Here is an 11,854-nt window from a genome sequence, read left to right on the forward strand (position 1 = left end):
TCCTCACCGCTGATTGGCGGCACCTGCCGTTTGAATTTGTCAGCCGGACGACCCTGATCGCCCCGGCCTTTTTGCCAATCCCAATTTCAAACACACTGGCCTTGCGCCGGTGAGGAGTCTTTTATGCGTCGTATACCCGAGCCGTTTCGTATCAAGATGGTCGAGCCCATCAAACAGACCACTGGCGCCGAGCGCCGCGCCGCCCTCGAGGCCGCTGGCTGGAACCCCTTCCTGCTGCTGGCCGAGGACGTCTATATCGATCTGCTGACCGACAGTGGCACCGGTGCCATGTCCGACCGTCAGTGGGCCGGCATCATGATGGGGGACGAAGCCTATGCGGGCAGCCGCAACTTCGTCGAGCTGGAGCGCGCGGTGCGCGAGATTTTTGGCTACCAGCATGTGATGCCCACCCACCAGGGGCGCGGGGCCGAGCAGATCCTCTTCCCCGAGCTGGTCAAGCGCTGCCAGGGCAAGGCGCCGGTCTTCATCTCCAACTACCACTTCGATACCACCAAGGCCCACGTGGAGTTGGCTGGCGCGCGGGCCATCAACCTGCTCACCCCGAAAGCCCTCGACACCACGGCCCCCTACGCCTGGAAGGGGGATTTTGATCTCCCTCGCCTGAGCGACACCATCGAGACCTTGGGGGCCGATAACGTGGCCGGCATCATCATCACGGTCACCTGTAACAGCGCCGGCGGCCAGCCGGTTTCCATGGCCAATATGGAGGCGGTCTCGGCGCTGGCCCGTCGCCACCATATTCCGGTGGTGATCGATGCTGCCCGGTTTGCCGAGAACGCCTGGTTTATCAAGGAGCGGGATCCGGCTTATGCCAAGTGCAGCATCAAGGAGATAGTGCACCAGATGTTTGCGCTGGGGGACATCTTCACCATGTCGGCCAAAAAGGACGGGCTGGTCAATATCGGCGGGCTCTGTTGCTTTAAAGAGGATCTCGAGCTGTTTCGCGCGGTGCAGGTGCGCTGCGTGGCGATGGAGGGATTCGTCACCTATGGCGGGCTTGCCGGGCGGGACATGGCGGCGCTCGCCATTGGCCTGCGCGAGGGGATGGATGAGGAGTATCTCACCTACCGCATCAGTCAGGTGGCCTATCTCGGTGAGCGGCTGGCCGAGGCGGGCATTCCCATCCAGACCCCCACCGGCGGCCATGCGGTGTTTGTGGATGCCAAGAAGCTGCTGCCCCATATTCCGGCCGAGCAGTTCCCGGCCCATGCGCTTGCCTGCGAGCTCTATCTGGAAGGGGGCGTGCGCGGGGTGGAGATAGGCTCCCTGCTGCTCGGGCGTGATCCCGTCACCGGCAAGCAGGAGGCGGCCGATTTTGAGCTGCTGCGCCTCACCATTCCGCGTCGGGTCTACACCCGGGATCACATGGACTATGTGGCCGACTGCCTGATCGCGGTGAAAGCGCGGGCCAGCGACATTCGCGGGCTCACCTTTGACTACGAGCCGCCGCTGCTGCGTCACTTCACCGCGCGGCTCAAGCCGGTCTGAGCGCCAGCACTTCGGCGTCGTAGCCTGCAGGCTTGGCTAAAGGCTCAACAACAAAAGCCCCCGCACCTAGGTGCGGGGGCTTTTTGACGATGATGGCCGGGCGCGTTACTGGCTGCTGAACAGCTTGGTCTGGGGAGTGGACTGGGCGGTCAGGCTCATGCGACCGGAAGTCTCCAGCCAGGATTTGATCCGTTTGGCATCGGCCACCCGGGCATTGGGGGTATCGGCATTGAGCAGCACCATGATCACCGGCTCGCGGTTGATCTGGGTGGCCATCACCAGGCAGCGACCCGCCTCGCGGATATAGCCGGTCTTGGAGAGGGAGATGGGCCAACTCCCTTCGCGCACCAGCCGGTTGGAGTTGAGGTAGTGCAGCTGGCGCTTGCCATTGCGCACCATGCGCTCCTCGGTGGAGGAGTACTGGCGAATGAGTGGATAGGTGGATGCCGCCGCCACCAGCTTGGCGAGATCGTGGGCGCTGGAGACGTTGCGAGGAGTGAGGCCGGTACTGTCTGAGAACTGGGTGCTCCACATGCCGAGCATGCGGGCCTTGGCATTCATCGCCTCGATGAAGGCGCGCTGGCCACCCGGGTAGTTTCTGGCCAGCGCCGAGGCGGCGCGGTTTTCCGACGACATCAGGGCGATGTGCAGCATGTCGGCCCGGCTCAGGCGCGAGCCCACCGCCAGCCGCGACCCGGTGCCCTTGAGTCTGTCCACGTCGGCCATGGTGACGGTCAGCATCTCGGAGAGCCGCTGGTTGGCATCGAGCACCACCAGTGCCGTCATCAACTTGGTGATGGAGGCTATCGGCATCACCCGGTTGGCGTTACGCTCAGACAGTACTTCACCGGTGCGCGGGTTGGCCACCACGAAGGCGGCTGAGCTCAGCGCCAGATCGTTGCGCTGCTCCAGAAAGCTGTTGGGGGAGTGGGACTGGGCTGAAAACGGATTGGCCTGGGCGCTCTCCATGCTGACGGGAACAAGGAAGGCACCGAGCAACAGGGTAAGAAAAGGGCGAGTAATCATGATTTGACGCTACCGTACGGCTGACAGGGATATTTGGCTAAGTTATATGACGGTAATTGACGCTTCACAACGTCTAATGGCCCGATATTTCAATTTTATGGGATGGCGCACCTTGAAATAACGGTAATGGCGGCTATGGGTGGCTTCATACGAGTAATGATGGGGTAGGGAGGAATGGAGAACCTGGTCGCGGTGCGCGGCTGGCGGCGCCCCCTGGCCGCCAGATAGTCACTCTTTTACCTCTCTCTGCTGCTTGTTTCCTGTCTCTCGCTCATTCTGGGTGATCATCTCTGCTGAAAACGGCCTGATCAGGGGCGGCAACATGGGCTGATGGTCGCCATGGCCGGATGTGGATCATCACAGGATCAAGGGGATAACGGCAGGGCTCTTGGCGTGCACCCGCTATGGTGTCATGGCCACCCGCATCAGCGCCGAGGGGCTATTTTCGACAAAGTAGTGCCAGAGGTGATCATAGAGTGCCTGCTGGCCGGGGAAGCCCGCCAGTGCCCTGGCCTCGGCCAGGTTGCACCAGCGGTACTCGGTGTGCTCGTGATTGAGGGTCACCGCCTGCGTTGGCGGGCAGTAGACCACGAACACCGGCACCAGACAGACGGTGTTGGTGGCGTGCTCGTAAAACTGCTCCAGATACTGGCCGTTGTAGAGTTCGTGCACGACGATGCCGGTCTCCTCGCGAAATTCGCGCACTATGGTTTGCCAACCGGTTTCCCCCGCCTCGACCGTGCCCGCCACATGACACCAGAAGCCGCCCTTGACCCGTTTCATCATCAGCAACCTGGTCTCGCCCTGGACGGTGGAGAGCGCGACGCCGGAGACGGTGTGACAGCGAATGGGGATCATGGGATAGGCTCCAGAAACAGGTTCAATAGACGCCTATTGTTCGGCCGCCGACGGGAGGTTGGCAAGTGATTTCCCTGCCGGTGGCGTTTGTGCGGGCCCAACGTGACAGGGGCATTCAGCCCCCATCACGCGTGCGGTCAGCCTCCCATCATGCGGGCGGTCTGGATCGCCTCGATCAGCGCGGTCCGGTTGATGCGGGGGCGCTCCTCGTCCAGCAACTGCTGCCAGAGGGCGATGGCCTGGGAGTAGCGGCCGTGCAGGAAGTGATCGGAGGCGAGCAGCATCAGGGCGCTCACCTCGCCCTTGTCCTGCTTGAGCGCGCTATCAAGCAGACGCAGCGTCTCCGGGGTGAGCTGCTGGCCTGCCTGGTAGTAGAGCACGGTGGCCTGGGCGGCCTGGGTCGCGGCGCTGGCCCCCCCTTCTTGCAGGGCGAGGCGCTGGTAGGCGAGCAGGGCGTTGTCGTACTCGTCCCGATAGAGATAGAGCTGACCGAGCGCCGCCCAGCCGTCGAGATCGGCTGGGTTGGCTTGCAGGCGCTGGTGCAGGGCGCCCAGCTCCTTGTCCTGCAGATCCCGCGGGCTCAATCCCGCCAGCGGATCGGGGCGCGACTGATAAGCCTGCCACGCCTGATAGCGGCCGGTGCCGGCATAAATGCCGGCAATCAGCGCCAGCAGCAGGGCCCCAGGCAGTATCCATGACTGCAGGCTAAGCTGCGGACGGGCGGTGCGGTCCTTGGCCAGCCGCTCGCGCAGAGTTTGCTCGGCGGTTGGGGTGGCGTTGGCGAGGCGGGCCAGCTCCAGCTCCCGGTAGAGGCGGCTGTGGGGGGCAAGCCCCGCCTGCTGCTCGGCCATGATCAGCCGGTTCAGCTCGGCCCTGGGGTCGTGGGCGAGCATCCCTTCTGCTCTGTCGCCAATAAGCGGTACCCGCGCCGGTTGCCGGCGATGCAGGCTCCTGCGCAGGCGATTGAGCGCCAGCAACAGCAAGAGGGCGGGGCCGCCCCACAGCAGCGCCGTGCTGCGCTTGAAGGGGGGATCGTAGCGCACGAAATCGCCGAAGCGCTCCGTCATGCGGGCGATCACCTGCTCATCAGACTGCCCCTCGTCCACCCAGCGGTAGACCTCGAGCCGCAGATCCAGCGCGATGGGGGAGTTGGACTCCACCAGGTTTTGGTTCTGACACTGGGGGCAGCGCAGGGCGCGGGCCAGCTCCTGAGCGCGGGCCTGCCGCTCGGGGTGGCGAAACTCATAGGTGTCGACCCCGCTGGCAAGGGCCCCGAGGCTCAAGGCCAGCAAGAGCGGTGCGATCAGGGCGTGGCCGAGACGGCTCATGGCTTGCTCTCCTGTACTTGTTTCTCCACTTCTCTCTCCACTTCTCTCTCCACGTCGGGCTGGCTAGCGGTGTTGCTGCGGGCTTTTGCAAGCAGGGGGGCAAACTGGCGTTGCCAGACTTCCCGGGTGAGCAGCCCGGTATGACGGGTCAGCAGGGTGCCGTCGCCGGCGAAGAGATAGGTCTCCGGCGTGCCGTAGACGCCGAGCTCCAGCGCCAACTTGCCGTCCGAGTCCGCCAGCACGGCGCGATAGGGGTTGCCTGCCTCGGTGAGCCAGGCGCGGGCAGCATCCCCTTTGTCCCGATAGTTGAGGCCATAGAGGGGCACGGCGCTGGCCAGCTCACCCAGCAGCGGATGCTCGGCGCGGCAGTTGGGGCACCAGCTGGCCCAGACGTTGAGCACGAAGGGCTCCCCCTTGAGCGCCGCGGTGTGGATGGGGGCGCCGCCAAACAGGTCGTCACTCTGCCAGGCAGGCAGGGAGCGCCCGGCGACGGCCTCATCCTGGCTGTAGGGGTTGTTGCCAAGGCCGAGCCAGAGCAGGGCACCGAGCCCCAGGGTGAGCACGAGTGGCACGAACAGGCGCAGACGGGCGTTCATAAGGTCTCCTGTTCAAGCCGAGGGCAGGGGGCGGCAGCTGGCGCAGGATGGTTAGCCAGCAGCGGCCGGCGGGCGAGCAGGCGCAGGGCGCCGCCCGTCATCATCAACAGGCCACCGAGCCAGATCCAGCGCACCAGCGGCTTGTAGTGCAGCCGCATGGCGTAGGCGCCTGGCCCCATCTTTTCGCCAAGCACCACGTAGAGATCGCCGAGCATTCCCCACGCGATGCCGGGTTCGTTCATGTTCATGGTGCGCACGCTGTAGTGGCGCCGCTCTGGGATGAGCCTGGCTACCTCCTGGCCCTCCCGGTGCACGCTCAAGGTGATGCGCTCGGCGGTGTAGTTGGGGCCGATGATCGGCTCGCTCCCCTCATAGCGAAACTCGAAGGCGCCGAGCCGATAGGGCTGGCCTGCGGCGAGCACGGCGCCCCCCTCCTGACTGTGGTGACTCACCTGCGCAATGCCGAGGGCGCACACCGCCACCCCGAGGTGGGCCAGCAGGCTGCCGAACCGATTGAGGGTGAGCGCGCGCAGCGAGGTCGGTTGCAAGAGCGGGAGCAGCAGGCTGGCCATCAGCCAGAGGCTCAGCACGTTGGCCGCGAGCCCCAGCCAACCGCCTCGCAGCGGCTCGGGATAGGCGAGGCTCAGCAAGGCGCCCCCCAGCAGGCCGAACAGGCATGGGAGCAGCACCTTGATGCGGCGCTGGGTTGCCAGATGCTGCCAGCGCAGGCGCGGCAGCTGGGTCATCAGCGCCATCAGGCAGAGGGCCAGCGGCACGAAGATGGTATTGAAATAGGGGGCGCCCACCGAGAGTGAGCCCAGATGGAGCGACTGGAACACCATGGGGTAGAAGGTGCCGAGCAGCACGCTGGCACAGGCCACGCAAAGCAGCAGGATGGTGGCGCCGAGCAGCCCCTCTTTTGACAGCAAGCCAAAGCGGGCATAGGGGGCGCGAATGTCCGCCCGCAGGGCAAACAGGGTGAGGGCGCAGGTCAATAGCAAGCCGAGCAGCAACAAGAGGGTGAGGCCGCGGCTGGGGTCTACCGCAAAGGCGTGCACCGAGGTGAGCACCCCGGAGCGCACCACGAAGGTGCCGAGCAGGCTCAGCGAGAAAGTAAAGATGGAGAGCAGCAGCACGGCGTGGCCGTAAGCGCCGCGTTTCTCGCACACCACCAGGGCATGCAGCAGAGCGGTGCCAAGCAGCCAGGGCAAGAGGGAGGCATTTTCCACCGGATCCCAGAACCACCAGCCACCCCAACCGAGCTCGTAATAGGCCCACCAGGAGCCCAGCACGATACCGGCGGTGAGAAACACCCAGGAGCCGAGCGCCCAGGGACGGCTCCAGTGGGCCACGGCGCCATCGAGCCGACCCGAGTGCAGCGCCGCCATGGCGAAGGCGAAGTTGACCGCAAAGCCGACGTAACCGAGATAGAGCAGGGGCGGGTGGATGATGAGGCCGATGTCCTGCAGCATGGGGTTGAGATCGCGCCCCTCCAGTGGCCCCGGGAACTGGCGGTCAAACGGGCTGGAGAAGATCAGGGTATAGAGCCCAAACAGCCCGACGATCAGCCCCATGATGGCCAAGACCCGGGTGCGGATCAGCGGATCGACCCGCCTGGAGCAAAGGGCCACCAGCGCGCCCCACAGCCCCAGCGCAAAGACGAAGAACAGCATGGAGCCCTCGTGGCCGCCCCACACGGCCGCCAGCTTGAAGCCCAGCGGCAGGGCGCTGTTGGCGTGCTGGGCCACATAGACCAGGGTGAAGTCATCGAGGCCAAAACAGCTGGCGAGCAGCAGCAGGGCGGCCAACAGCAGGAGCGCGACCAGGAGGGCCAGCGGCGCTGCGCAGCCCAGCAGCGGACGTGAGGCGAGCCGCAGCCCCAGCCAGGGCAGCAGCCCTTGCAGCAGGGCGAGCCCGGTCGCCAGCAACAGTGAGAGATAGCCGAGCTCCGCCAGCACACAACCTCCAGTCAATCATTCGTCTATGTTATGCCGCAGCGTCTGCACCGTACCGGCGCTGGGGAATAACATCCACATTTCTGGCAACAATCAATCGCAACAACTCATCGCAACAAATAAGCGCCAGTCACCCGAGGGTGGCTGGCGCTGGTGATCATACCTTTAAACTACCGTCATCTGGCCGGCGTAGAGCACGAAGTAGCGCAGCAGCAGGATCCCCACCAGGGTCAGGCTGCAGACCAGCACCAGATAGCCGTTTTTGGCCCGCAGCGGTGCGGGAGCCAGCAGGGCCAGCAACTGGGGCAGCAGCATGCCGATGCCCACCACCCCGAGCCAGAACACCTGAGCCCAGAAGCCGCTGCCGATGGCGGCCCACATGGCTGCCTCCTTCTGGCCGCCACCGAAGTAGAGGCCGGTAAAGAAGCAGACCAGCAGCAATACCTCCACTGCCAGTACCGGCCGCTCAAAGCGGTGGACGAAGCTCACCCCCTGGCTGTGATGGTTCTCCTTGAACAGGGTGACCGCCAGCAAGATGGTGGAGGCGATGCCAGAGCTGACGCCGGAGATGAGGAACAGCACCGGCAGCACCGGGTTGTTCAACAGCGGATAGGTCTTGAGCGCCGACAGCAGAAAGCCGGTGTAGGCCCCCAACAGCACGGCAAGCAGCAGCAAGATCGGCGCCAGCAGCCGCTCGATGCGGGCAAGCCAGGCGATGAGATCATCCACAAAGGCGAGCTTCTCTTGCAGCAGGTGACTGCGCAAGGTCTCGATCTCGGAGCGAAACACCACCGCCAGCCAGGCGAACAGCACCGCCATGTAGACCTGAAACAGCATGACCCCCATCGACATCACGGAGTCGAACTGGTAGTGGAACATCAGCTTCCAGAAGGTCCAGGGGCGGGCCAGGTGGAAGATGAGGATCAGTAACCCCAGCACCACGCTCACCGGCGCCAGAATGGCAGTCGCCTTGATGATGCCGCTCTCGCTGCCGGCCCCCTTGCGGCGCAGCAGCACCGAGAGGGTGGTGGCCCCGGCGGAGATGCCGAGCAGAAAGAGATAGATGGCTATGGGCCAGTCCCAGACAAGTGAAGGAAAGTGAAACGCCTCTTGCATGGTCATGACTTTATCTCCCCTTTGGGCACACGGTACATCTTGGGCGAGGTGCCGAGTGCCTGCTTGTAGCGATAGGTGGTCTCCTTCACCAGCCGTTTGGCGATGGGGCTGTCCGGGTCATCCAGATTGCCGAATACCAGCGCCTTGGTGGGGCAGGATTCCACGCACGCCGGCTCCTTGCCCGCCGCCAGGTTGGTCTTGCGGCAAAAGTCGCACTTGTCGGCCACCTTGGTCACAGGGTTGATAAAGCGCACCTGATAGGGGCAGGCAGCCAGACAGTACATGCAGCCGACGCAGAGATCCGGGTTGACGTCGACGATGCCATCCTCCTTGCGGATATGGGAGGCACCGGTCGGGCAGACGTGCACGCAGGGGGCGTTGTCGCAGTGCTGGCAGGACTTGCGAAAGAAGTGGTACTCGGCATCGGGGAAGGTGCCGATGGGACCGGAGCGGATGATCTCGAGGCGCGAGACCCCCTCTGGCACCTGATTCACCTCCCGGCAGGCATCCATGCAGGCGGTACAGCCGATGCAGGCCGTCTCGTCGTGGATCATGCCGTAGCGGATCCCGTCGATGGTCTGGCTGTGGGCGAGGGTGGTGGCAAGGGAGCGGGTGTTGGCACGAGCAGCCCCCGTCATCATGATGAGGGCCCCCGCGCTCATCCCCGCCATGAAGTGACGGCGAGAGCAGCTCATTGTGCCTCCTTGCCCGAGGTGGTATTCGCCTTGGCCGCCTTGACGGCCTCATGCTGCTTGCTGTGGCAGTCGACGCAGAGCTTGATGCGGGACTTCTCCGGAATAGCCACCATGGGCTCCTTGGCCGGGTGCAGCTGGTGGCAGCTGGTGCAGGTGAGCTTGGTGGCGTGCACGTCGTGGGCCCAGAGCGCCTCGCGCAGCGGTTTGGGCTCGTGACAGCTCATGCAGACCCCGTTCTGCTCGGCGATGGGGTAGCTCTCGGTACTCTGTTTGTCCTTGAAGCTGTCGCTAAAGCGCATCACATCCTTGACCCCTTCCCGGTGTTTGGGGGAGGGTTGACCATGGCAGTTGGTGCAGGTGACCGGCGCCAGGTTGTTGGGGTTGGTCGCCTGGCCGTGCTTGCCGTGCATGCCGTATGCCTGCTCCTTGTGGCAGTCGGTACAGGCGGCATCGGGATTGCGCAAAAACTCCACCTCGTGTGTAGCAGAGACAGGTGTGGCAGAGAGGGCCGCAGGGGCGTTCGCCGCATCGGCGGCCTGACCCTGCAGGCTGGTCAGCAGCATGGCTGCCATCAGCATCAGTCGTAAGAAATCCATTGTTAAATCACCCATAGGAAGCCTCCATCCGGCTGCGGGCCCGACACTGCGGGCCCGCATGCCTCGTCATTGTGCGAGCCGTCCGGCCGCTTTGGCCTCGGCATCCCAGGCGGGGACTGTGGTCTTGAGGAACTGGGCCTTGTCGCTGTTCATCTGCTTCATGTCCATGCCAAGAGCGGCCTGGGCCTTCTCCTTGCTGGAGATGTCAGGAATGGCGATCTCGTGGCTGATCCCCTTGGCGGCCAGCAGACGTGCCAGCTTGGTGCGGGCATCGGCGGCCTTGTCCAGAGCGGTTCCCAGCATGCGCAGCGCCACTTCCGGGGCGTGCATCTGCACCCCGTGGGAGGCGATGGAGAAGTCCCAGCGCCATTGGGCGTGACGGATGTCCTGCAGAATGTCCTTCATCTCGGCCTCGGTGGCGCCGGCATCCCAGGCGGCCTTGGCTTCAAAGTGGGCGTGCACCAGCTGCTTCTCGACTTTGAGCTTGATCTCGGTGACGGCATCCTTGCGCTGCTTGACCACCCCTTGCAGCATCTCCTTGCTCTGGGTGTGGCAGTTGCGGCAGGTCTGGTCGAAGCGATCGAAGGGGTTGCCTACCTTGTGATCGGTGTAGACCTTGCCTTGCTCGTTCTGCACCTTGGGCATGTGGCAGTCGACGCAGGCGACGTTGTTCTGGCCGTGAATGCCGGCGCGCCAGGTCTCGTACTCGGGGTGCTGGGCTTTGAGCATGGGGGTCTTGGAGAGGGCATGAGTCCAGTCGGCAAAGCCGATTTCATCGTAATACTGCTCCATCTGCTCCACTGTGGTGCCCTTGTCCCAGGGGAATTTCACCGCCTTGGTCGGGCCGCTGAAGTAGTACTCCACGTGGCACTGGCCGCACACCTGGGACTGCTGATCAAAGCGCCCCTGCTCCTTGAACGGCTTGCCGATGGCGGTCATGGCCCGGTCGGCATAGGGACGGGAGAGGTGCAGGGCGGGTTTGCCCTCCTTGAACTCTTTCGAGGCGGTGTCGTGGCAGTCGGCGCAGCCGATGGTGTTGACGATCTCGGGGCCCCCTTTTGCCCACATCCCCTTGAAGTAGCCATCCTCACCCTTCTCGTCGATGACGCGGGCCACGTCCGGGCCTTTGCAGCTCCAGCAGGCCATGGGCAGCGGACCGTCTTCAGCGGTCTTGGGGGCGCCGGTGCGCAGGGTTTCCCGCACGTCGGTCAGCGCATAGAAGTGGCCGCGCGGCTTGTTGTAATCCTTGGAGAAGGGGTAGCCGGCCCAGAGCACCACCATCTGCGGATCTTCCGCCAGGGCATCAGTGCGCTCCTTGCTCTCGCTGGTGCCTTTCCAGCTGGTGAACTGATCGGCGTGATCCTTGGCGAACAGCTCGCTGCGCGCCTCGATCTTGCCCTTGGGTTGTGCCTCGTCGGCCGCCTGTGCCCAGCCGCTGGTGCCAAGGCAGGTGGTAAGCAGCAGGGCGGCGAGGCCCAGCCTGGTCTGTCTGTTGTGTGAACTCACGATCATCACTCCCAAATCGATCTCATTGCCAAGCCTGACCGTTCCATCCTGGATGTGGGCATCAGCCCCCGCACAAGGCAGGAGCAGGCAGGCCGATTAATTGTTATTAGTGAATAAAACCCATGTATTTATGCGATTGCTCGAGCTGGATATTACCAAATGGGTAAAACGAATAATGATTTATCGGGAGCGGGATTGCGCTAGATCAATTGTCGGAGCAGGCAACGAGCGGAAATGAGATCCCGGTTAAATTATGAGGAAACTCAACTTATTGCATCATTGTTAATGCGGTGCACCACATACCCTGGCGGCCATGGCCCGCCAGCCCGCGTCCCGCAAGGGAATGTGCGTCAAATGGCGCGAGCTGTATTCATTTAGGGATAGAAAATTTCCTGTGAATAGATATGCATTATTAAATTCAGGGAAGGGAGCCATGGTGATCCCCTTATTGCCGGATTCAATCAGGGGGACTGCGGCGGCTGCGTCACCTTTTGCCATACTGGATCCGTCCGCGCAGAAAGGGATCCTGTCAGATCATCTTCATATGGAATCTTGTCTCGCAAAGGAAACGTTTTACGTGCAAAAAAGCGTATGAAATGGCTTGGGTGGCACATTTTCTGTCGAAATTATGGGGGGATCCACCAGTGATATGTCGATAAAATAAGCGCT

The 11,854-nt window shown here is 63.4% G+C and carries 11 protein-coding genes; 1 reads left to right on the top strand and 10 read right to left on the bottom strand.

Translation table 11 applies throughout. The annotated features are described in order from the left end of the window. The first annotated feature begins 123 nt into the window (after window positions 1-123). Window positions 124-1,509 (top strand): tryptophanase, encoded by a 1,386-nt coding sequence (locus E5E97_RS14910; RefSeq protein WP_171280488.1) that lies wholly within the window; start codon window positions 124-126, stop codon window positions 1,507-1,509. A gap of 105 nt (window positions 1,510-1,614) precedes the next feature. Here the strand turns inward: E5E97_RS14910 and pbpG are convergent, their stop codons facing one another. The 10 genes from pbpG to E5E97_RS14960 form a co-directional block, all read right to left on the bottom strand. Beyond that, window positions 1,615-2,535 carry a D-alanyl-D-alanine endopeptidase gene (pbpG, locus tag E5E97_RS14915; protein ID WP_011706303.1) on the bottom strand — a complete coding sequence of 307 codons (921 nt, stop codon included), beginning with the start codon at window positions 2,533-2,535 and terminating at the stop codon, window positions 1,615-1,617. A gap of 402 nt (window positions 2,536-2,937) precedes the next feature. After that, entirely contained in the window at window positions 2,938-3,393 is a 456-nt protein-coding gene (locus tag E5E97_RS14920; RefSeq protein WP_171280489.1) for an NUDIX pyrophosphatase, read from the bottom strand. Between the two features lie 137 nt (window positions 3,394-3,530). Beyond that, entirely contained in the window at window positions 3,531-4,721 is a 1,191-nt protein-coding gene (gene nrfF, locus E5E97_RS14925) for a heme lyase NrfEFG subunit NrfF (RefSeq protein WP_171280490.1), read from the bottom strand. After that, window positions 4,718-5,317 (bottom strand): DsbE family thiol:disulfide interchange protein, encoded by a 600-nt coding sequence (locus tag E5E97_RS14930; protein WP_171280491.1) that lies wholly within the window; start codon window positions 5,315-5,317, stop codon window positions 4,718-4,720. Before E5E97_RS14930 ends, nrfF begins: the two co-directional genes overlap by 4 nt. Continuing rightward, window positions 5,314-7,275, bottom strand: a complete 1,962-nt coding sequence (gene nrfE, locus E5E97_RS14935; RefSeq protein WP_171280492.1) for a heme lyase NrfEFG subunit NrfE — start codon at window positions 7,273-7,275, stop codon at window positions 5,314-5,316. The genes E5E97_RS14930 and nrfE overlap by 4 nt, the downstream gene beginning before the upstream one ends. A 162-nt stretch (window positions 7,276-7,437) precedes the next feature. Further along, a complete protein-coding gene (nrfD, locus tag E5E97_RS14940) occupies window positions 7,438-8,394 on the bottom strand; it encodes a cytochrome c nitrite reductase subunit NrfD (protein ID WP_171280493.1) in 957 nt (318 codons plus the stop codon). After that, the gene (gene nrfC, locus E5E97_RS14945) at window positions 8,391-9,083 is read right to left on the bottom strand and encodes a cytochrome c nitrite reductase Fe-S protein (RefSeq protein ID WP_130632454.1); all 693 of its coding nucleotides are present in this window, start codon (window positions 9,081-9,083) and stop codon (window positions 8,391-8,393) included. The genes nrfD and nrfC overlap by 4 nt, the downstream gene beginning before the upstream one ends. Next, window positions 9,080-9,694 carry a cytochrome c nitrite reductase pentaheme subunit gene (nrfB, locus tag E5E97_RS14950; protein ID WP_011706296.1) on the bottom strand — a complete coding sequence of 205 codons (615 nt, stop codon included), beginning with the start codon at window positions 9,692-9,694 and terminating at the stop codon, window positions 9,080-9,082. The genes nrfC and nrfB overlap by 4 nt, the downstream gene beginning before the upstream one ends. Window positions 9,695-9,745: 51 nt before the next feature. Continuing rightward, window positions 9,746-11,191 carry an ammonia-forming nitrite reductase cytochrome c552 subunit gene (gene nrfA, locus E5E97_RS14955; RefSeq protein WP_049048700.1) on the bottom strand — a complete coding sequence of 482 codons (1,446 nt, stop codon included), beginning with the start codon at window positions 11,189-11,191 and terminating at the stop codon, window positions 9,746-9,748. 276 nt (window positions 11,192-11,467) lie between these two features. Then, window positions 11,468-11,683, bottom strand: a complete 216-nt coding sequence (locus tag E5E97_RS14960; RefSeq protein WP_171280494.1) for a hypothetical protein — start codon at window positions 11,681-11,683, stop codon at window positions 11,468-11,470. Window positions 11,684-11,854: the final 171 nt, after the last annotated feature.

Source organism: Aeromonas sp. 2692-1, from assembly GCF_013085505.1.
Lineage (GTDB): Bacteria > Pseudomonadota > Gammaproteobacteria > Enterobacterales > Aeromonadaceae > Aeromonas > Aeromonas hydrophila.